The sequence below is a fragment of the Escherichia sp. WS1265 genome, assembly GCF_046487585.1.
GTDB classification, from domain to species: Bacteria; Pseudomonadota; Gammaproteobacteria; order Enterobacterales; family Enterobacteriaceae; genus Escherichia; species Escherichia coli.
The window spans coordinates 72,812-93,285 of sequence record NZ_JBJQJE010000004.1; the positions used below are offsets into that span (position 1 = coordinate 72,812).

General features: G+C 49.7%; 17 protein-coding genes and 1 tRNA gene. 11 read left to right on the plus strand and 7 right to left on the minus strand.

The annotated features are described in order from the left end of the window. Positions 1–3,963: a trifunctional transcriptional regulator/proline dehydrogenase/L-glutamate gamma-semialdehyde dehydrogenase gene (gene putA / locus ACJHX3_RS05575; protein WP_094322063.1), complete on the minus strand. Its 3,963-nt coding sequence runs from the start codon at positions 3,961–3,963 to the stop codon at positions 1–3. Positions 3,964–4,017: 54 nt separating this feature from the next. On the opposite strand from putA, the gene ACJHX3_RS05580 reads away from it, so the two are divergent. Together ACJHX3_RS05580 and putP are read left to right on the plus strand one after the other, a co-directional pair. After that, positions 4,018–4,227, plus strand: coding sequence for a hypothetical protein (locus ACJHX3_RS05580; RefSeq protein WP_000979516.1), 210 nt, complete (start codon positions 4,018–4,020; stop codon positions 4,225–4,227). Between the two features lie 158 nt (positions 4,228–4,385). After that, the gene (gene putP, locus ACJHX3_RS05585; protein WP_001018485.1) at positions 4,386–5,894 is read left to right on the plus strand and encodes a sodium/proline symporter PutP; all 1,509 of its coding nucleotides are present in this window, start codon (positions 4,386–4,388) and stop codon (positions 5,892–5,894) included. Positions 5,895–6,041: 147 nt separating this feature from the next. Here putP and ACJHX3_RS05590 read toward each other — a convergent pair whose 3' ends face one another. Continuing rightward, positions 6,042–7,385, minus strand: coding sequence for a hypothetical protein (locus ACJHX3_RS05590; protein WP_024041961.1), 1,344 nt, complete (start codon positions 7,383–7,385; stop codon positions 6,042–6,044). A 1,190-nt stretch (positions 7,386–8,575) separates the two neighbouring features. On the opposite strand from ACJHX3_RS05590, the gene efeU reads away from it, so the two are divergent. The 5 genes from efeU to ACJHX3_RS05615 all read left to right on the plus strand — a co-directional run bounded on the left by efeU (position 8,576) and on the right by ACJHX3_RS05615 (position 14,504). Then, on the plus strand, positions 8,576–9,406 hold the full coding sequence (gene efeU, locus ACJHX3_RS05595) for an iron uptake transporter permease EfeU (protein WP_000497935.1): 831 nt from the start codon (positions 8,576–8,578) through the stop codon (positions 9,404–9,406). Positions 9,407–9,463: 57 nt separating this feature from the next. Continuing rightward, positions 9,464–10,591 carry an iron uptake system protein EfeO gene (gene efeO, locus ACJHX3_RS05600; protein ID WP_000154395.1) on the plus strand — a complete coding sequence of 376 codons (1,128 nt, stop codon included), beginning with the start codon at positions 9,464–9,466 and terminating at the stop codon, positions 10,589–10,591. 5 nt (positions 10,592–10,596) lie between these two features. Next, positions 10,597–11,868, plus strand: a complete 1,272-nt coding sequence (efeB, locus tag ACJHX3_RS05605; protein ID WP_094322062.1) for an iron uptake transporter deferrochelatase/peroxidase subunit — start codon at positions 10,597–10,599, stop codon at positions 11,866–11,868. Between the two features lie 598 nt (positions 11,869–12,466). After that, positions 12,467–13,255, plus strand: coding sequence for a phosphate starvation-inducible protein PhoH (gene phoH / locus ACJHX3_RS05610; RefSeq protein WP_000533536.1), 789 nt, complete (start codon positions 12,467–12,469; stop codon positions 13,253–13,255). 562 nt (positions 13,256–13,817) lie between these two features. Beyond that, positions 13,818–14,504 carry a DUF2726 domain-containing protein gene (locus ACJHX3_RS05615; RefSeq protein ID WP_094308555.1) on the plus strand — a complete coding sequence of 229 codons (687 nt, stop codon included), beginning with the start codon at positions 13,818–13,820 and terminating at the stop codon, positions 14,502–14,504. Positions 14,505–14,595: 91 nt separating this feature from the next. Here the strand turns inward: ACJHX3_RS05615 and ACJHX3_RS05620 are convergent. Next, positions 14,596–14,683, minus strand: a tRNA-Ser gene (locus ACJHX3_RS05620). A gap of 233 nt (positions 14,684–14,916) precedes the next feature. Between ACJHX3_RS05620 and ghrA the strand changes: the two genes are divergently transcribed. From ghrA to ACJHX3_RS05640, 4 genes are all read left to right on the plus strand, one after another. Beyond that, a complete protein-coding gene (gene ghrA / locus ACJHX3_RS05625; RefSeq protein ID WP_000351328.1) occupies positions 14,917–15,855 on the plus strand; it encodes a glyoxylate/hydroxypyruvate reductase GhrA in 939 nt (312 codons plus the stop codon). A 54-nt stretch (positions 15,856–15,909) separates the two neighbouring features. Next, a complete protein-coding gene (gene ycdX / locus ACJHX3_RS05630) occupies positions 15,910–16,647 on the plus strand; it encodes a zinc-binding phosphatase (protein WP_000283664.1) in 738 nt (245 codons plus the stop codon). Positions 16,648–16,670: 23 nt separating this feature from the next. Next, the gene (ycdY, locus tag ACJHX3_RS05635) at positions 16,671–17,225 is read left to right on the plus strand and encodes a molecular chaperone YcdY (RefSeq protein ID WP_001001909.1); all 555 of its coding nucleotides are present in this window, start codon (positions 16,671–16,673) and stop codon (positions 17,223–17,225) included. Positions 17,226–17,326: 101 nt separating this feature from the next. Further along, positions 17,327–17,818 carry a DUF1097 domain-containing protein gene (locus ACJHX3_RS05640; RefSeq protein WP_001308552.1) on the plus strand — a complete coding sequence of 164 codons (492 nt, stop codon included), beginning with the start codon at positions 17,327–17,329 and terminating at the stop codon, positions 17,816–17,818. 64 nt (positions 17,819–17,882) lie between these two features. Here ACJHX3_RS05640 and csgG read toward each other — a convergent pair whose 3' ends face one another. Genes csgG through csgD form a run of 4 tightly spaced genes read right to left on the minus strand, consistent with a single transcriptional unit; the run spans position 17,883 to position 20,228 of the window. After that, positions 17,883–18,716, minus strand: a complete 834-nt coding sequence (gene csgG, locus ACJHX3_RS05645) for a curli production assembly/transport protein CsgG (protein WP_001189321.1) — start codon at positions 18,714–18,716, stop codon at positions 17,883–17,885. 26 nt (positions 18,717–18,742) lie between these two features. Then, entirely contained in the window at positions 18,743–19,159 is a 417-nt protein-coding gene (gene csgF / locus ACJHX3_RS05650; RefSeq protein WP_001264088.1) for a curli production assembly/transport protein CsgF, read from the minus strand. 24 nt (positions 19,160–19,183) lie between these two features. Further along, complete coding sequence (gene csgE / locus ACJHX3_RS05655) at positions 19,184–19,573, minus strand: curli production assembly/transport protein CsgE (protein WP_000833288.1); 390 nt, start codon at positions 19,571–19,573, stop codon at positions 19,184–19,186. A gap of 4 nt (positions 19,574–19,577) precedes the next feature. Then, positions 19,578–20,228 (minus strand): biofilm master transcriptional regulator CsgD, encoded by a 651-nt coding sequence (gene csgD / locus ACJHX3_RS05660; protein WP_000481500.1) that lies wholly within the window; start codon positions 20,226–20,228, stop codon positions 19,578–19,580. Positions 20,229–20,474 lie beyond the last annotated feature (246 nt).

Below are 20,474 nucleotides of genomic sequence, written 5' to 3' on the forward strand. Positions count from 1 at the left end.
TTAACCGATCGTCATTAAACTGGCGTTACCGCCAGCGGCAGCGGTATTCACACTCAGCGAGCGTTCGATATACAGCCGTTCCAGAAGGATATTGCTTTCGCCTCGGGCAAAACCCTGCACCGAAACAATTGCGCCATCCCGCGCGGCAACGGCTTCACACAATGCGCGAAGCTGATCCGAATCACCGTGGAAGATCACCGCATCAAAGGGTTGAGCGGTTATATTTTCCGCTTTCGCCAGTTGAATACGTTCGCTGACTGCCGATGGCAATGCCTTCACTAACTGACGATGCAGCGTGTCATCCGGCCACAGTACCTGGCTGCCCACCGCCAGCACGGCGGCGAGCTGAGTCAGCGCATCCTGTTCATCATCCGCAATACACAACACGCGCTCACGCGGCAGCAGCGTCCAGGTGTTGCGTTCACCCGTCGGCCCTGGCAGCAATCGTTGTGTTCCTGCCTGCGCCAGCTCGCCATATTGCGTACATAACGCCTGCAATTCTGGACGGTTTGCCGCCCATTCCCGCAGTGCATTTAGCGGCTGAGTCAATGCGGCTTTCAACTGCACATCGACCGGATACTCTGCATCCTGACGCGCGAGCGTCACTGCCAGTGCACTTTCCGGGCGATTCGCCAGCAGACGGTAGAGATAGAGCGGACCGCCTGCTTTCGGCCCGGTACCGGACAACCCTTCGCCGCCGAACGGCTGCACACCCACCACTGCGCCCACCATATTACGGTTAACGTACAGGTTACCGACATGCGCCGAGCCAGTGACCTGGGCGATGGTTTCATCAATACGCGTATGAACGCCAAGCGTCAGGCCATAACCGGAAGCGTTAATCTGCTCGATCAGCTCCGGCAGCTGGTTACGGTTGTAACGCACCACATGCAGCACCGGACCAAAGACCTCTTTTTGCAATTCGGCAAAGTCATCCAGTTCGATCAGCGTCGGGGCGACAAAGGTGCCGCTTTGCCATTCACGGGCATCTTCGCTGTTTTCCCGCACCGCCTGGAACACCGGACGGCCTTTGCTACGCATGGTCTGAATATGACGCTCGATATTGGCTTTCGCTTCGCTATCAATCACCGGACCGATATCGGTGGTCAGGCGACCAGGATTACCCATCCGGCATTCGGCCATTGCGCCGCGCAGCATTTTCAATGTGTGGTCGGCAATCTCATCTTGCAGGCACAGCACGCGCAGCGCCGAACAACGCTGACCCGCACTGTCGAACGCCGAGGCCAGTACATCCACGACGACCTGTTCGGTCAGTGCTGAAGAATCGACAATCATCGCGTTCATGCCGCCGGTTTCAGCGATGAGCGGAATAGGGCGACCCTGAGCGTCCAGGCGGCTGGCGATATTGCGTTGCAGTAACGTAGCGACTTCGGTTGAACCGGTAAACATCACCCCGCGCACGCGATCATCACCCGTCAGTTGCGCGCCCACGGTTTCACCCTGACCTGGCAGCAATTGCACCACGCCTGGCGGTACACCCGCTTCCAGCAAAATGGCGATCCCTTGCGCGGCAATCAGCGGCGTTTGTTCTGCCGGTTTTGCCAGTACGCTGTTACCTGCCGCCAGTGCGGCAGCGATCTGCCCGGTGAAAATCGCCAGCGGGAAGTTCCACGGGCTGATACATACCACAGGCCCTAATGGACGGTGGGTTTCGTTAGCGAAATCATCTCGCACCTGTCCGGCGTAGTAGTGGAGAAAATCGACCGCTTCGCGCACTTCGGCAATGGCGTTACTGAAGGTTTTTCCGGCTTCACGCACCAGAATACCAATCAGTTGCTGCATCTGGCTTTCCATCAGCACGGCAGCGCGATGCAAAATTGCCGCGCGTTCAGCCGGAGGCGTGGCAAACCAGATTGGTGCGTTATTAACCGCACTTTCCAGCGCCTGTTCTACTTCACTCGGCGTGGCTTCGCGCACATAGCCCACAATATCTTTCGGCTCTGCCGGGTTAATAACGGGCGACATCTCACCAGCCGCGACCGATTGTTCCAGCATTGGCAAGGCCTGCCATTTTTGCAGTGCACTATTGAGCAGGGCAGAAGAGAGCGATGCCAGACGGTGTTCGTTAGCGAGATCCAGCCCTGCCGAGTTGTCGCGCCCGTGACCGTAAAGATCGCGCGGCAGGGGAATTTTCGGATGTGGTAATCCAGTTTGACCTTCCTGTTGCGCCAGTTTTTCTACAGCAGTGACCGGATCGGCAACCAGTTCATCCAGTGGCAAAGAGGTGTCAGCAATACGGTTAACAAACGAGGTGTTAGCACCGTTTTCCAGCAGGCGACGCACCAGATACGCCAGCAGCGTTTCATGGGTACCGACAGGAGCATAAATACGACATGGACGGTTAAGTTTGCCGTCGGCAACTTTCCCGGTGACCTGCTCATACAGTGGCTCGCCCATACCGTGCAGGCACTGGAACTCGTACTGACCCGGGTAGTAGTTCTGACCCGCCAGTTGATAAATTGCCGCCAGCGTATGGGCGTTATGCGTTGCGAACTGCGGGTAGATTAGATTCGGCACCGCCAGCAGCTTTTTCGCACAGGCGAGATATGAAACGTCGGTATACACCTTGCGGGTATAAACCGGATAACCTTCAAGGCCGTCCATCTGCGCGCGCTTGATTTCACTATCCCAGTACGCGCCTTTCACCAGGCGAATCATCAGACGGCGACGGCTGCGGGTGGCGAGATCAATCAGGTAATCAATCACCAGTGGGCAGCGTTTTTGATAAGCCTGAATAACAAAACCGATGCCGTTCCAGCCTGCCAGTTCCGGCTCGAAACAGAGTTTTTCCAGCAGATCGAGGGAGATCTCCAGACGATCGGCCTCTTCGGCATCGATGTTAATACCAATATCGTACTGACGCGCCAGCAGGGTGAGTGATTTCAGACGTGGGTAAAGCTCTTCCATTACCCGGTCATACTGGGCGCGGCTGTAACGCGGATGCAGCGCCGACAGCTTGATTGAAATGCCCGGACCGTCATAGATGCCACGACCATTGGACGCTTTACCAATGGCGTGAATCGCCTGCTGATAGGAAACCATATACGCCTGTGCATCTGCGGCGGTCAGCGCGGCTTCGCCCAGCATATCGTAGGAGTAACGGAAACCTTTCTCTTCCAGCTTGCGGGCATTGGCTAACGCTTCCGCGATGGTTTCGCCAGTGACGAACTGCTCGCCCATCAGGCGCATCGCCATATCCACACCTTTGCGGATCAGCGGTTCACCGCTCTTACCGATAATGCGGTTCAGCGAGCGGGAGAGGCTGGCTTCGTTATGGGTGGAAACCAGTTTGCCGGTAAACAGCAGCCCCCAGGTGGCGGCATTAACAAACAGGGACGGGCTACGACCAATGTGTGACTGCCAGTTACCGTTGCTGATTTTGTCGCGAATTAACGCATCACGGGTGGCTTTGTCGGGAATACGCAACAACGCTTCTGCCAGACACATCAGCGCCACGCCTTCCTGCGATGACAGCGAAAACTCCTGCAATAACCCCTGGACCATACCTGCGCGACCACTGGCATTTTTTTGATTACGCAGTTTATCGGCCAGTTGATATGCCAGTTTATGCGCCTGTTCAGCAACTGGCTGCGGCAGGCGGGCTTGTTCCAGCAGCATCGAAACCGCTTCGGTTTCCGGGCGGCGATAGGCAGCGGTGATCGCGGCGCGGGAAACCGACTGGGGCAAAATTTGCTCGGCAAAGTCGAGGAAAGGCTGGTGTGGTTCCTCTGCCGGAGTCGGTGCTTCATCGCTCTCATTGGCAGCGCCAGAAAGCAGCGCAGGTAGCTCCGGAAGAGTATCGCTGTTTTCCAGTTGTTCGAGATAAGAAAAAATCGCCTGCTTAATTAACCAGTGTGGTGTGCGATCGATACGTGTCGCGGCAGACTTAATACGCTCACGCGTCGCGTCGTCCAGCTTAACCCCCATGGTGGTGGTTCCCATGCCATTACTCCTGTTGTTCTGAAAGGTGCAACTTAACGTTATCGTGAAATATCCATGATGTTGCAACTTTGTGCAACCATGTTAAATGTGACCTGCGTAGCAAGCTTAAAAATGAATGAAATGTTAATAAAAGAAATCGATATGACAGGGATTAAAAAAATAACTCAGACTTTTTCTCTGCGGCAGTTAACATTTTTGAAAGGTGCAACCGCAAAAAATGTGAGAGAGTGCAACCTGATGAAAAATAGTGTCGCTGAGCACTAAAATTTAATGTAAATGGTGTGTTAAATCGATTGTGAATAACCAGCGCTTCCGGCAGGATACGGGCGCCCTGGTAAAACATAAACTCTGTTACCCCGTTCCGGTGGCAGATATAACGGCAAGTTTCGACATTGCCGATAATAATTTTTTGGAGACTTTAGATGGCTATTAGCACACCGATGTTGGTGACATTTTGTGTCTATATCTTTGGCATGATATTGATTGGGTTTATCGCCTGGCGATCAACGAAAAACTTCGACGACTATATTCTGGGCGGTCGTAGCCTTGGGCCATTCGTGACGGCATTATCGGCGGGTGCATCGGATATGAGCGGCTGGCTGTTAATGGGGTTGCCGGGCGCTGTTTTTCTTTCCGGGATTTCCGAAAGCTGGATCGCCATTGGCCTGACATTAGGCGCGTGGATTAACTGGAAGCTGGTGGCCGGGCGGTTGCGTGTGCATACCGAATACAACAATAACGCCTTGACATTGCCGGATTATTTCACCGGGCGCTTTGAAGATAAAAGCCGTATTTTGCGCATTATCTCCGCGCTGGTGATTTTGCTGTTCTTCACCATTTATTGCGCTTCGGGCATCGTGGCAGGCGCGCGTCTGTTTGAAAGTACCTTTGGCATGAGCTACGAAACGGCTCTGTGGGCGGGCGCTGCGGCGACGATCCTTTACACCTTTATTGGCGGTTTCCTCGCGGTGAGCTGGACTGACACTGTACAGGCCAGCCTGATGATTTTTGCCCTGATCCTGACGCCGGTTATCGTCATTATCAGTGTCGGTGGCTTTGGTGACTCGCTGGAAGTAATCAAACAAAAGAGCATCGAAAACGTGGATATGCTCAAAGGGCTGAACTTTGTTGCCATTATCTCGCTGATGGGCTGGGGACTGGGTTACTTCGGGCAGCCGCACATCCTGGCGCGTTTTATGGCGGCGGATTCTCACCACAGCATTGTCCATGCGCGTCGTATCAGTATGACCTGGATGATCCTCTGCCTGGCAGGGGCGGTGGCTGTCGGCTTCTTTGGTATTGCTTACTTTAATGAGCACCCGGCGGTAGCAGGTGCGGTAAACCAGAACGCTGAACGCGTGTTTATCGAACTGGCGCAAATTCTGTTTAACCCGTGGATTGCCGGGATTCTGCTGTCGGCGATTCTGGCGGCGGTAATGTCAACGTTAAGTTGCCAGCTGCTGGTATGTTCCAGTGCGATTACCGAAGATTTATACAAAGCGTTTCTGCGTAAACATGCCAGCCAGAAAGAGCTGGTGTGGGTAGGGCGTGTGATGGTGCTGGTGGTGGCGCTGGTGGCGATTGCGCTGGCGGCGAACCCGGAAAACCGCGTGCTTGGCTTAGTGAGCTACGCGTGGGCAGGCTTTGGCGCGGCGTTTGGTCCGGTGGTGCTGTTCTCGGTGATGTGGTCACGCATGACGCGCAACGGTGCGCTGGCGGGGATGATCATCGGTGCGCTGACGGTTATCGTCTGGAAGCAGTTCGGCTGGCTGGGACTGTACGAAATTATTCCGGGCTTCATCTTCGGCAGTATCGGGATTGTAGTGTTTAGTTTGCTGGGTAAAGCGCCGTCAGCGGCGATGCAAAAACGCTTTGCCGAGGCCGATGCGCACTATCATTCGGCTCCGCCGTCACGGTTGCAGGAAGGGTAAGCTGAAGAGCAATAATTTATCTTTTGCTTTTTAATCCGAATGTTCCCTGCCATGCCGTATAAATTGCCTGGCAGGGAGTGTTCGGGGGCAATTGCTATTTGCCACCTGGCTCAGATGAACAAAATTGCCGCTATCGGTACCTTCAGCTTATGTCCTGCGGCTGGTAGGTTGGGCGAGATAGTGTGGATTCGACATATTCCCGCTCTTGTTCAGCCACGCCAGTTTTTTCGCGCCTTGTACCGTCAATCCGCTCAATTTCAGGTAGGATCTGGAAGTAGACCACTGGAAGCCGCGTCCTTTACTCCACTTGTGGGCTCCCCCTGCGCGGTCACGATCCTCCTGGCTCATATTCGCCCATTGCACGATGTCCCCGAAGGTGAAAGAGACACATTTCTGCGGCCCTTTCAGCTTCAACTCACCCAGGGCGGTAAGCCCGTCGTTCTTCAGGTAGTTCCTGGCAGTAGTCCGCGAGAGGTTTCTTTTCTTACACCACTTTTCTAAATAACCAACCGGTTTTCGCACATGCTTGTCTAAGGCTGCCCACTGGCGGATATGTTCAAGGGTGAATTTGGCATATTCATGCGGCCCGTTTACCTTTACCTCTCCCGCGTAGTTCAGGCCGTGATCGGTCAGGTAATTCCTGGCATTTTTGATATTAAAATGATTGTGCGTACACCATCCTTGAACTCCCCCTAGATCGTTTCGCGCCTGCTGGTCCATCGCCGCCCATTTTCGCATGTCGTCGACAGTCAATTTAACATATTGCTGTGGCTCGTCCGCCTCTGGCTGGTCCTCGGTGGTCTGCCTGGTGTTGTTTATGTCGTCATTTGCATTATTTGGTGGGAAGTTGCTTGTATTACACGATTGCTGTAATTCCCCATCGTTACGCCACGCCAGCGGGGACATATTTCCAAATTCTCGCATGCCGTTGTTGGTAATGTGTGTTTCTTCTCCTCCGTATTGTTGGGCCGGGGAGTAGCGAGCTGCTTCATGCACCCTGTTTTGACTTTCATCCGTGAGTATTGGCCGTACGGACCAGAGATCAAATGTTCCATACTGACTGCGTGACATCAGTGTTGTGACGATGGAGTGAAACAGCTCAAGAGCAATATTTGTGCTGGTGCATACACCGTTCTTACTGACTGCAATTTTCACGAGAGTGCCCGTGTTGTCATGCTCTTGCGTCTTCGTGAAGGTGATGGTGAAACCGGCAACATCGAAGGTGAACGGTTCAGGAAGTTGCAGATCATTTGCATTTACCACCGGTTGAAACTGATGTCGATGTAGTTCGGTTGTCATCGCAACAGCCAGCAAGTGAACCTCTTCAGGAACCAGTGGAGTAACAGCCATGCCCGTGCTGTAGTCCGCATCCCTTTTGATATAATTATTCATCTGCACCAGAAGCGACAAAGTTTCCAGACAACTACTCGGGAGTTGCTGCGGTGGAATATAGGTTGCTGCGCTCGTATTGAGGTTGGATATTGGTCTCATGTCATGCTCTCCGTATCCTTACAGGGTTAATGATTCGTATTAAGTCGTAGCCATCCGCATGGCTCCGGGCGATTCAGTCTGCGCACCAGGATGTACACTTCGGATGCGTTCTTGATGTAGTAATCAATCCGCTCATTCTGGTGTTAATGGTGTAACTACGAAAGCACCCGTAAAAAGCAGGAGGAATGCCAGTTATTGGCGAATTTACAATGCTGCCATCGGGGTGAGTTTCATGAAGATTGTTATTTTTTTTACGCCTTGAATCATCGCGGTAAATAATAATTTCTTCCTGTGTTTCATAAAGTACGTAGTTACAATTATTCGTGAGCCTTGTTGTTAATTCGATGTTAGCCCTTGGCCAGAGGGAAAATTAACGCGTAAGATTTTCAAATTCATCGACCGAGAAATAGATGGATTATATGCTCGACCCTAATTACAGGGTTCATCTGAAAACAGTGGCGTCTCATCTTATTCCTTCTCTTTCTGTATTCAATACTAGTGGGGTTGTAATAATATAGTAAAAAATCGTGAGTAAAAAGCTTTGATTAATTATCAGCTTATTGATTTTTATGTGTTAGTGTGTTTGATGATTGATTTTCACGAGAATCTCTTACTTTTGGTTAAGATTTCTATTTTTATTCTATGTGACTTTTTTAATTCGCATCCTGCTTCGTTTTATCGTGATGTAGAATTGTATATAGCATTAGCCATAAAATGATATCACTGGAAATATAATAAGGAGGATTATAGTTTTTGGGGTTAATTACGCACTATCAAAAATCGCTCATTCCAGGCTTAAATACACGTTTTCTCCTGTTTAGGTTGGGGCGAAAAATTCGATGAGGAGATGAGGTATAATTTTATTCACAACCTTATCACTATCTATTAATAAGCAAAAAACAACGTTCTTTTGTGAAACCACAAAATGAAAATTCAACCCTTCGGGGCACGCTGCAGCGAGTTTGTCGCCACCAACATTCGTGCAAGCTTCATCTGCCGGGCGAAAAGTCAGCTAAATACCTTAAAATAATCGCTTTTATCTCCTGATTTGATCTCCTCGTTTTTACATTCCAACATCATTTTATAAACATTCCGCTTGTATTTTTCTTTACCGTAATGATAATCGCTATCACTGCGATTTACTTTTCTTTGCATAGATTGACTCAGAAAAACGTTTAAGGGTGGGTGGCATGTTTGTTCCGTTTCTCATTATGTTGCGCGAAGGACTTGAAGCCGCGCTGATTGTCAGTTTGATTGCCAGCTATCTTAAGCGTACCCAGCGAGGCCGATGGATTGGTGTGATGTGGATTGGCGTGCTGTTTGCCGCTGCGTTGTGCCTGGGCTTGGGTATCTTCATTAACGAAACCACCGGCGAATTTCCGCAAAAAGAACAGGAACTGTTTGAAGGTATCGTGGCGGTGATCGCCGTGGTGATCCTTACCTGGATGGTTTTCTGGATGCGCAAAGTGTCGCGCAACGTCAAAGTGCAACTGGAACAGGCAGTCGATAGCGCATTGCAGCGTGGAAATCATCATGGCTGGGCGCTGGTGATGATGGTCTTTTTTGCCGTTGCAAGGGAAGGGCTGGAGTCGGTCTTTTTCCTGCTGGCGGCATTTCAACAAGATGTCGGGATCTGGCCGCCGCTGGGTGCAATGCTCGGTCTTGCTACAGCCGTGGTGCTCGGCTTCCTGCTCTACTGGGGCGGTATTCGCCTCAATCTTGGTGCATTTTTTAAATGGACCAGCCTGTTTATTCTCTTCGTCGCCGCAGGGCTGGCAGCTGGTGCTATTCGCGCATTTCATGAAGCCGGATTGTGGAACCACTTTCAGGAAATCGCCTTCGATATGAGCGCGGTGCTGTCAACTCACTCGCTGTTTGGCACGCTGATGGAAGGGATTTTTGGCTATCAGGAAGCGCCAAGTGTCAGCGAAGTCGCCGTCTGGTTTATTTATCTCATCCCGGCGCTGGTGGCATTTGCCCTGCCACCACGCGCAGGGGCGACAGCGTCTCGCTCCGCGTAGCAAATACGACGCAAACTCTTGCTTAGTTACAACATACTTTAAAGGGATAGTCTCGTCATGACCATTAACTTCCGCCGTAACGCATTGCAGTTGAGCGTGGCTGCGCTGTTTTCTTCTGCTTTTATGGCTAACGCCGCTGATGTGCCGCAGGTCAAAGTGACCGTGACGGATAAGCAGTGCGAACCGATGACCATTACGGTTAACGCCGGGAAAACACAGTTCATTATTCAGAACCACAGCCAGAAGGCGCTGGAGTGGGAGATCCTCAAAGGCGTGATGGTGGTGGAAGAGCGAGAAAATATCGCCCCTGGCTTTAGCCAGAAAATGACGGCGAATTTACAGCCTGGCGAATACGATATGACCTGCGGTCTGCTGACTAACCCGAAAGGGAAGTTGATTGTCAAAGGTGAGGCAACGGCGGATGCGGCGCAAAGTGATGCGCTGTTAAGTCTTGGTGGTGCAATTACTGCATATAAAGCGTATGTCATGGCGGAAACCACACAGCTGGTGACCGACACCAAAGCCTTTACCGACGCGATTAAAGCAGGCGATATCGAAAAAGCGAAAGCACTGTATGCACCGACGCGCCAGCACTATGAGCGCATTGAACCGATTGCTGAATTGTTCTCCGATCTGGATGGCAGCATTGACGCCCGTGAAGATGATTACGAGCAAAAAGCCGCCGATCCGAAATTCACCGGTTTCCACCGTCTGGAAAAAGCATTGTTTGGCGACAACACCACCAAAGGGATGGATAAGTACGCTGACCAGCTTTATACCGATGTGGTCGATTTGCAAAAACGCATCAGTGAACTGGCTTTCCCACCTTCAAAAGTGGTCGGCGGTGCAGCCGGACTGATTGAGGAAGTGGCAGCCAGCAAAATCAGCGGTGAAGAAGATCGCTACAGCCACACCGATCTGTGGGATTTCCAGGCTAACGTTGAAGGCTCGCAGAAAATTGTCGATCTACTGCGTCCACAACTGCAAAAAGCCAACCCGGAACTGTTGGCAAAAGTCGATGCCAACTTTAAAAAGGTCGATACCATTCTGGCGAAATACCGTACTAAAGACGGTTTTGAAACCTACGACAAATTGACCGATGCCGACCGGAATGCACTGAAAGGACCGATTACTGCGCTGGCGGAAGATCTGGCGCAACTTCGCGGTGTGCTGGGACTGGATTAAACGTTATGCAGTATAAAGATGAAAACGGCGTGAATGAACCGTCACGCCGACGTTTACTGAAAGGGATTGGTGCACTGGCGCTGGCGGGAAGTTGTCCGGTCGCTCATGCACAAAAAACGCAAAGTGCGCCGGGTACGCTTTCACCGTATGCACGCAATGAGAAACAGCCGTTTTATGGTGAGCATCAGGCAGGGATCCTGACACCACAACAGGCTGCAATGATGCTGGTGGCGTTTGATGTGCTTGCCAGCGATAAAGCCGATCTTGAACGGTTGTTTCGCTTGTTGACTCAGCGTTTTGCTTTTCTGACTCAGGGCGGAGCGGCACCAGAAACGCCAAATCCGCGCCTGCCACCACTCGATTCCGGCATTCTTGGCGGCTACATTGCGCCCGATAATCTCACCATCACGTTATCGGTGGGTCACTCATTGTTTGATGAGCGCTTTGGCCTTGCGCCACAGATGCCAAAAAAGTTGCAGAAGATGACGCGTTTCCCTAATGACTCGCTGGATGCGGCGTTATGTCATGGTGATGTGTTGCTACAAATTTGCGCCAACACCCAGGATACGGTGATCCATGCGCTGCGCGATATCATCAAACACACGCCGGATTTGCTCAGTGTGCGCTGGAAGCGGGAAGGGTTTATTTCCGATCACGCGGCGCGTAGTAAAGGCAAAGAGACGCCGATAAATTTGCTGGGTTTCAAAGACGGCACTGCCAATCCCGATAGCCAGAATGATAAGTTGATGCAACAAGTGGTGTGGATGACGGCAGATCAGCAGGAGCCTGCGTGGACAATCGGCGGCAGCTACCAGGCGGTGCGGTTGATTCAGTTTCGGGTGGAGTTTTGGGACAGAACGCCACTGAAAGAACAGCAGACGATTTTTGGTCGCGACAAACAAACCGGTGCGCCGCTGGGAATGCAGCATGAGCATGATGTTCCCGATTACGCCAGCGATCCGGAGGGGAAGGTGATTGCGCTGGACAGCCATATCCGGCTGGCGAATCCCCGCACGCCAGAGAGTGAGTCCAGCCTGATGCTGCGTCGTGGCTACAGTTATTCGTTGGGCGTCACCAACTCCGGACAACTGGATATGGGGCTACTGTTTGTCTGTTACCAACACGATCTGGAAAAAGGCTTCCTGACAGTACAAAAAAGGCTCAATGGCGAAGCGCTGGAGGAATACGTTAAACCTATCGGCGGCGGTTATTTTTTTGCGCTGCCGGGGGTGAAGGACACGAACGATTATCTGGGAAGGGCGCTATTACAGGTTTGAACGACGCAAATATGCCCGATGCGCAGGTTTATCGGGCATGAGTTTGGTGCACAAATTATTAATCACTTGTAGGTCGGGTAAGGCGTTCACGCCGCATCCGGCAAGCTTTTACCAGTACTGCGAATCCTGCTGAAAGCACACAGCTTTTTTCATCTCTGTCATCACTCTGTCATCTTTCCAGTAGAAACTAATGTCACCGAAATGGGTGTTTATCGTTAAATATAAGTGAATATATTGTTGCAATGAATGCGAGATCTGTTGTACTTATTAAGTAGCAGCGGAAGTTCCCGGCAGTGATAGTCAGTCACTATGGAGATCGCGGATGGTAACGTCCTGTACTGGACATGTTTTAGATAATCAGCGCGCCACCACTCGCGGAGATTTCTCCTCCGGTAGTCATCTCGTCACTTTGTATTTTCAACCTCATCCTTTCTTTTCATGTGTTACCGACGCCGTAAACGGTGCGCGTAGCCGTTTTTCGGCATTTTATCCAAAAGCAAACTATGGCTTACAAGGAAGCCAACCCTCTGATGTTCGTGCGCATAATCGCGCTGCCAACGGCGCGTGTGATGAATACAAACAACTCAAGGTGCTCTCCATGGGAAGACAAAAAGCAGTGATCAAAGCTCGTCGCGAGGCAAAACGTGTGCTGAGACGGGATTCGCGCAGCCATAAGCAGCGTGAAGAAGAATCGGTCACCTCGCTTGTGCAGATGAGCGGCGTAGAAGCCATTGGTATGGCCCGCGACAGTCGCGATACCTCGCCCATCCTCGCGCGAAATGAAGCGCAATTGCACTATCTGAAGGCTATTGAGAGTAAGCAGCTGATATTCGCCACGGGCGAAGCCGGGTGCGGAAAAACCTGGATCAGCGCAGCAAAAGCGGCAGAGGCCCTGATACATAAGGATGTCGACAGGATTATCGTCACCCGTCCAGTTCTGCAAGCCGATGAAGATCTTGGCTTCTTACCTGGAGATATCGCAGAAAAGTTTGCTCCCTATTTTCGTCCGGTCTACGACGTGCTGGTCCGGCGCTTAGGGGCTTCTTTTATGCAGTACTGCCTGCGACCGGAAATAGGGAAGGTGGAAATTGCGCCGTTCGCCTATATGCGTGGACGTACCTTTGAAAATGCAGTCGTCATTCTTGACGAGGCGCAGAATGTGACTGCCGCGCAAATGAAAATGTTTTTAACCCGCCTCGGGGAGAACGTGACGGTTATCGTCAACGGTGATATCACGCAATGCGATTTGCCTCGCGGCGTGCGATCCGGATTAAGTGACGCGCTGGAACGTTTCGAAGAAGATGAAATGGTCGGGATCGTCCGATTCGGTAAAGAGGATTGCGTACGTTCGGCACTTTGCCAACGTACGCTACATGCATACAGTTAAGTGTATTATTGGTGCAGAGCCCGGGCGAACCGGGCTTTGTTTTATTTCATTAACAGCAAAGACTTTCACTTCAGGTTAACGTTCAGGGGGGCGACTTTGAGCGTGTTGATAAGCTGAAATGAATTCTGGTTTAGATACTCTTACCAGGCATTTTTCGTCATAGCACCCGACCAGTGTAATGCCGCCAGCGCGGAGAGTTTTTTGCCTATCTTTTTTCAGCCATTCAACCTGTACAGGAGGTCTGGTGCCAATTTTGCGTATGAGGTTTAATCAACAATGGGCCAAAATTTGACTGACTGATTAACACCGAATATATTCTCCTGATTTTATTTTTTAGGGATAATATTAAAAATATAAGGTTAATTTTAATTAATTTTTTGGCTAATATTGTGTGTTGTTATTTTTTGTGGACGGCAAGCCGCAATGGCAAAATAGGTATGGTTGTAATAATCAAAACATGATACTAACTATATATAGATCGTTGAATTGTTGGCATGTAACTCGCTACAGCGAGTAGCGTTAGTAATGAAATATAATCAACATGGATAGGTGAAGATTAATTATGAGCTTTATGGTTTTTGTAACTTGTTTGACAATTGCATTTGTCGCCGGTTTTGCTGTTGCCAGAAAATTGACACTACGAAAAGTTGCCTCATCGGTAATCATCACTAAATCGCAACCAGTCCCTTCCTCTGCAACTTCCCCTGCTGCTAAGGCGTCGACAAGGAGCTATACACCGCAGAAAACCTATCGTGACTCTCGTTGGCAAGAACGAGATGAGTTATTTCATGGAATGGTTGCCGAAGGTATTTTATTGGAAGGAAAAGAGTGGTTAATTACGCGTTGTGAAAAAATCTATTTTGATAATCTGGAGAAATGGTTTGGACATTATTGTCATATCCATTGCCAGGTCTCTCTGGGGCGCTTGATCAACTTTCCAGAACAACCCGAGTTTAGCGAAGAAGAAAGAAAGCGTTTCTTTGCAATTTATAATGGAATGGCAATGGATTATGTTCTGGTTTCAAAGAAGAACAACAAAATAGTCTGTGTTATTGAGCTGGATGATCCGAGTCATGAAAGGGCAGATCGCATTATTCGTGACCGTTGGTTGAATACGATTATGACTATTGCACGGGGGCCTTTTGTACGAGCTTCTGTCACTAAATTGGATGAAATCCCTCCGGTCTGGGATACCCGTGACAAAATTCGCCCATTAGCCGCGGCGACAAAGGGTGAACCGTTGCATTAACTAAGTACCCCGGTCGGGGCTTCTCATCCCCCCGGTGTGTGCAATATACGAAAAAAAAGCCCGTACTTTCGTACGAGCTCTTCTTTAAAGATGGCGGTGAGGGGGGGATTCGAACCCCCGATACGTTGCCGTATACACACTTTCCAGGCGTGCTCCTTCAGCCACTCGGACACCTCACCAAATTGTCGTTCCTGTCTTGCTGGAACGGGCGCTAATTTAGGGAAATCATGACCTGAGGTCAACAAACTTTTTTAAAAAATCGCGCGTTTATTCAAACTTCAATCAATATGCAGTTTTAATAAGCGAAATCTGCTTTTTTTGCCACCGACCACGGATTTGTTATGCTGATGGCCTTTGTAGATCATAACGATAAGTGCGAATAAATTTCGCGCAACGCTTTTCGGGAGTCAGTATGGATATCATCTTTTATCACCCAACGTTCGATACCCAATGGTGGATTGAGGCACTGCGCAAAGCTATTCCTCAGGCAAGAGTCAGAGCATGGAAAAGCGGAGATAATGACTCTGCTGATTATGCTTTAGTCTGGCATCCTCCTGTTGAAATGCTGGCAGGGCGCGATCTTAAAGCGGTGTTCACACTCGGGGCCGGTGTTGATTCTATTTTGAGCAAGCTACAGGCACACCCTGAAATGCTGAAGCCTTCCGTTCCACTTTTTCGCCTGGAAGATACCGGTATGGGCGAGCAAATGCAGGAATATTCTGTCAGTCAGGTGCTGCATTGGTTTCGACGTTTTGACGATTATCGCATCCAGCAAAATAGTTCGCATTGGCAACCGCTGCCTGAATATCATCGGGAAGATTTTACCATCGGCATTTTGGGCGCAGGCGTACTGGGCAGTAAAGTTGCACAGAGTCTGCAAACCTGGCGCTTTCCGCTGCGTTGCTGGAGTCGAACCCGTAAATCGTGGCCTGGCGTGCAAAGCTTTGCCGGACGGGAAGAACTTTCTGCATTTCTGAGCCAATGCCGGGTATTGATTAATTTGTTACCGAATACCCCTGAAACCGTCGGCATTATTAATCAACAATTAATCGAAAAATTACCGGATGGCGCGTATCTCCTCAACCTGGCGCGTGGTGTTCATGTCGTGGAAGATGACCTGCTCGCGGCGCTGGATAGCGGCAAAGTTAAAGGTGCAATGCTGGATGTTTTTAATCGCGAACCCTTACCGCCGGAAAGTCCGCTCTGGCAACATCCACGCGTGGCGATAACACCACATGTCGCCGCAATTACCCGTCCCGCTGAAGCTGTGGAGTACATTTCTCGCACCATTGCCCAGCTCGAAAAAGGGGAGAGGGTCTGCGGGCAAGTCGACCGCGCACGCGGCTACTAATAAAGCATCAGGTTTCCTGCTATCCTTGGCGGGAATTGAATACAGGAGAGAGTTATGTATCCCGTCGACCTTCATATGCATACCGTTGCCAGCACGCATGCATATAGCACATTGAGTGATTACATTGCCCAGGCCAAACAAAAGGGCATTAAACTTTTTGCGATCACCGATCATGGCCCGGATATGGAAGATGCGCCGCATCACTGGCACTTCATTAACATGCGTATCTGGCCGCGAGTGGTTGATGGGGTTGGGATCCTGCGCGGCATCGAAGCTAACATTAAAAATGTTGACGGTGAAATTGACTGCAGTGGCAAAATGTTTGATTCGCTGGATCTGATTATTGCCGGTTTTCATGAGCCGGTGTTTGCGCCGCATGACAAAGCGACTAATACGCAAGCGATGATCGCCACTATCGCCAGCGGCAATGTGCATATAATAAGCCATCCCGGAAATCCGAAATATGAAATAGATGTTAAAGCCGTTGCTGAAGCAGCTGCGAAACATCAGGTGGCGCTGGAAATCAATAATTCCTCATTTTTACACTCACGTAAGGGCAGTGAAGACAACTGTCGTGCGGTAGCCGCAGCGGTACGTGACGCTGGAGGTTGGGTGGCATTAGGTTCGGATTCTCACACCGCGTTTACCATGGGTGAATTTGAAGAGTGTCTTAAAATCCTCGACGCGGTAGATTTTCCGCCAGAGCGCATTTTGAATGTTTCTCCGCGCCGCTTACTGAACTTCCTTGAATCTCGCGGTATGGCACCGATTGCGGAATTTGCAGACCTTTAATTACTAGTAATGGAAATATATTAATGAACGAGTTTTCTATCCTCTGTCGTGTGCTGGGTTCGCTCTATTACCGCCAACCACAAGATCCTTTACTGGTGCCGCTGTTTACCCTGATTCGTGAGGGGAAACTGGCTGCGAACTGGCCACTGGAGCAGGATGAGTTGCTGACACGTTTGCAGAAAAGCTGTGATATGGCGCAAGTCTCTGCCGATTACAATGCGTTGTTTATCGGCGATGAATGTGCTGTGCCGCCATATCGTAGCGCATGGGTTGAGGGCGCGACGGAAGCGGAAGTGCGCGCTTTTCTTTCTGAACGAGGGATGCCATTAGCGGATACGCCAGCCGATCACATCGGTACATTGCTGCTCGCGGCTTCCTGGCTGGAAGATCAGTCAACGGAAGATGAGAGCGAAGCACTGGAAACACTGTTCAGTGAGTATCTGTTACCCTGGTGTGGTGCGTTCCTTGGCAAAGTGGAGGCCCATGCAACTACGCCTTTCTGGCGCACCATGGCACCGCTAACCCGCGATGCTATTAGTGCAATGTGGGACGAGCTGGAAGAAGATTCTGAAGAGTAAATGTGATCTGCATCACTCATAACTGCAACAGATAATTTGTTGTTGCATAAAATGTGTGCTCGATCTCATTCATGGCCGCGTTTTCTGCTATCATGCGCGGCATGAACATACTTCTCTCTATTGCAATCACAACAGGCATTCTCTCCGGTATCTGGGGATGGGTGGCTGTTTCCCTGGGCTTACTAAGCTGGGCGGGCTTCCTGGGCTGTACGGCCTACTTTGCCTGCCCGCAAGGTGGGCTGAAAGGGCTGGCGATCTCCGCTGCAACCCTGCTTAGTGGCGTGGTGTGGGCGATGGTCATTATTTACGGTAGTGCACTGGCACCACATCTGGAAATTCTCGGTTATGTCATAACCGGTATTGTCGCGTTTCTGATGTGTATTCAGGCGAAACAGCTGCTGCTTTCATTTGTTCCGGGGACGTTTATAGGCGCATGCGCGACGTTTGCCGGGCAGGGTGACTGGAAACTGGTGTTACCTTCGCTGGCGCTCGGGTTGATATTTGGTTACGCAATGAAAAACAGCGGCCTGTGGCTGGCGGCGCGTAGTACGAAGACCGCTCACCGTGAGCAGCAAATCAAAAATAAAGCGTGAGAGGCACTCACGCTTTCGCTTAAACAGTAAAATGCCGGATTATTAATTCCGGCATTTTTATCTATCAGGATTCCGGTGGAACCGACATATGGCGGTATTTCACCAGAATGTCATTCTGCCGTTCTGCTTTGTTCTGCAAATCCCAAAGACCGCGGTCGATACCATCATTAATCAGGAAAATGACGCCTGTTTCGATAGCCGACATCAGGCACAGCATAACGGGTTCGTTCGAGGTGTAACCTACTTCCCCTTCCAGCAAGCGCTGGTAGTCAATAAAGCGGAAGACCCCGGCCTGAACTTCATAGGAAAGTATCGTCTTACTGGTGTTCACCGAGGAGAGGATCTCACCGGTACTCACATTGACGACACGCAGGTTCACGGCAATCTGATCAAGCTGGTATTGCGTGTCGGCACCGATCCCAAAATATCTTGCCCCAACCCCGCCCGATTTAACGTTGCTTTCATAACCAATAATTGAACCTTCAACCATGATATTTGCCGCCGTTAAAGATTGCAGCGGGATTCGGTTATTAATGGCAACCGTGCCGTTTTCTTGTGCTGCACGAATAATCTTGCGCTCGTTAAGCAGGTTTTGTAAGCCCTGGCGCTCCAGCGGTATAAACCAGCGAGAATCTTTTAATGCCGTGACCAGCATTGCCGTGGCGCTTTGCGGAACAGCAGTGGAGAAGTTACTTGCCGGGTAGGGTTTAAATTGCCCGGTTTCGTCCTGAATGTTGTATACCGAAACAAAGATCTTACCCGTCGGCGCTGGCAGATGGGTCAAATCTTTGTAGCTCTGAGCACGAGGCATTAATGTCGGTCTGGCGGCTTCTTTAGGCGGGGCGGTTAAGCATCCGCTCAGTAACATGACGGCAACCAAAAGAAATAAGCGCTGCATGATTATTTTCCTTATGAAGCTGGGGCTTAAAAATCGGTTGAGTTATTTTGTAAACCCGAAACCTGGATAGTCGAGGTTTGTCCGGTTTTACGATCTGTCACGTTCAACTGCAATTGACCATCGCGGTTAGCAATATCAACGATATAATCGTTGGTCACCATGCGGCCCGGTTTGCCGGTATTAATATTCGACAGTAGCCCACCTAAAATTTGTGACTGGATGGCCTGAGTAAAGTTATCTAACGCTGAGGGCGTTTCAATACCAAAGTCATCGTTATAGCTCGGATCTTTATAAGAGTTTTGGGCCTGGGCGCTATTTAATAAAAAAGCGCCATTATTTGGGTTACCACCAAAGTTTGGATTACGGAACTGAAAAGTCATGGTTCCAGCCCAACTTAATGGCGAAATAAGCATGAGTAGAACTACTGCATGTTTGACACGCATTGCAGCCTCCGAACAATTTTTTATTTAGAATTCATCATGCGCCAAATCGCCCGTACTTAATAACGCCTGATTTATCTGGCGACGATTTAGTGCTTCTTCAGTTTGAATCAGTGCAAAGACGACAGTTTTTTCGAAGTCTCTTTTCAACGGGAATAAAAAAGTCTGGAAAATAACGTCCTGATTGACCGTTATAGTGATCCAGCTTCCCCATCGTGCACTGGGCCTTTCATTAATCGTTAAGTTACCCGTATAGTCACTTTCCCATTTATCACTAAAGGCTCGGTAAAAATCATGGCCAATAGATGAAACAGTATGGTCAGTTAACAATCCCGGGACTTCTACCTCAACGGCGTGAAGATTCCCTGCGGCGAACAGAAATTCTGCCGCCACAATCCAGCGTAAATAACGTTTCATGGCTTTATCGCCTGAGGTTATCGTTTGCCCAGGAAACCGCTTGTGTCCGGTTTTTTACGGCTATCTTCTTGAAAAGATTATAAAGATGCGTTTTAACCGTATTTTCGCTGATGAACAACGAACGAGCGATCTCGTTATTAGACGCGCCGATACGCAGCTTATTCAGGATCTCTTTTTCCCGATGAGTAAGGAGGGCTGATTCCGTGCTGTTATAACGATAGTTACCTGAATGCGTAATCAGGTAACTGGCAAGCTTTTGCGTAAAGTAGCATTCGCCGCGCAGGACGCCTTGCAACCCATTGACAACACGTTCTTGATCCTCCATGGCATAAAAAACGCCGTTGATATGAGGCCAGTTTTCAATGTCGCGGTACGGGTAATCTTCAGGCGTATTTAGCAACAATATTTTGATATTGTTGTTTTTCCTGCTCAAAGTATCCTGCCAATAATGGATAAGCTTTTTATCCGCTTCCATCATATCCAGAAGAATAATAGAGCCTGAAGATATATCGTCCAGAGAACGTTGAATATTATGTAATTTTCCTGTAATTGCCAGCGATTGTTTAAGGTGCTGCAAGAGAGCTGTCGCCTGCAAAGAAGGTTTAGTGATCAACAATAATGTATGACCATGAATACTATGGACTTCATTAAACATGATGAAACCCCGCCTTTTTTATTGATCGCACACCTGACAGCTGCCTCTAAAATAGAAGCACCAGAAGTACTGACAGATGTTGCACTGCTGTGTGTAGTAATAAATCAGCCCTAAATGGGTAAAATATAAAACTAATGGATTACATCTAATTTCAATCTAGCCATTACAAATCTTAAATCAAGTGTTAAACATGTAACTAAATGTAACTCGTTATATTAAAATGTTAATCTTAAGGTTTTATTAAGT

Coding starts and splice junctions, on each gene's coding strand:
- putA (WP_094322063.1), bottom strand. CDS start 3,963: ATGGGAACCACCACCATGGGGGTTAAGCTGGACGACGCGACGCGTGAG.
- ACJHX3_RS05580 (WP_000979516.1), top strand. CDS start 4,018: ATGATGTTGCAACTTTGTGCAACCATGTTAAATGTGACCTGCGTAGCA.
- putP (WP_001018485.1), top strand. CDS start 4,386: ATGGCTATTAGCACACCGATGTTGGTGACATTTTGTGTCTATATCTTT.
- ACJHX3_RS05590 (WP_024041961.1), bottom strand. CDS start 7,385: ATGAGACCAATATCCAACCTCAATACGAGCGCAGCAACCTATATTCCA.
- efeU (WP_000497935.1), top strand. CDS start 8,576: ATGTTTGTTCCGTTTCTCATTATGTTGCGCGAAGGACTTGAAGCCGCG.
- efeO (WP_000154395.1), top strand. CDS start 9,464: ATGACCATTAACTTCCGCCGTAACGCATTGCAGTTGAGCGTGGCTGCG.
- efeB (WP_094322062.1), top strand. CDS start 10,597: ATGCAGTATAAAGATGAAAACGGCGTGAATGAACCGTCACGCCGACGT.
- phoH (WP_000533536.1), top strand. CDS start 12,467: ATGGGAAGACAAAAAGCAGTGATCAAAGCTCGTCGCGAGGCAAAACGT.
- ACJHX3_RS05615 (WP_094308555.1), top strand. CDS start 13,818: ATGAGCTTTATGGTTTTTGTAACTTGTTTGACAATTGCATTTGTCGCC.
- ghrA (WP_000351328.1), top strand. CDS start 14,917: ATGGATATCATCTTTTATCACCCAACGTTCGATACCCAATGGTGGATT.
- ycdX (WP_000283664.1), top strand. CDS start 15,910: ATGTATCCCGTCGACCTTCATATGCATACCGTTGCCAGCACGCATGCA.
- ycdY (WP_001001909.1), top strand. CDS start 16,671: ATGAACGAGTTTTCTATCCTCTGTCGTGTGCTGGGTTCGCTCTATTAC.
- ACJHX3_RS05640 (WP_001308552.1), top strand. CDS start 17,327: ATGAACATACTTCTCTCTATTGCAATCACAACAGGCATTCTCTCCGGT.
- csgG (WP_001189321.1), bottom strand. CDS start 18,716: ATGCAGCGCTTATTTCTTTTGGTTGCCGTCATGTTACTGAGCGGATGC.
- csgF (WP_001264088.1), bottom strand. CDS start 19,159: ATGCGTGTCAAACATGCAGTAGTTCTACTCATGCTTATTTCGCCATTA.
- csgE (WP_000833288.1), bottom strand. CDS start 19,573: ATGAAACGTTATTTACGCTGGATTGTGGCGGCAGAATTTCTGTTCGCC.
- csgD (WP_000481500.1), bottom strand. CDS start 20,228: ATGTTTAATGAAGTCCATAGTATTCATGGTCATACATTATTGTTGATC.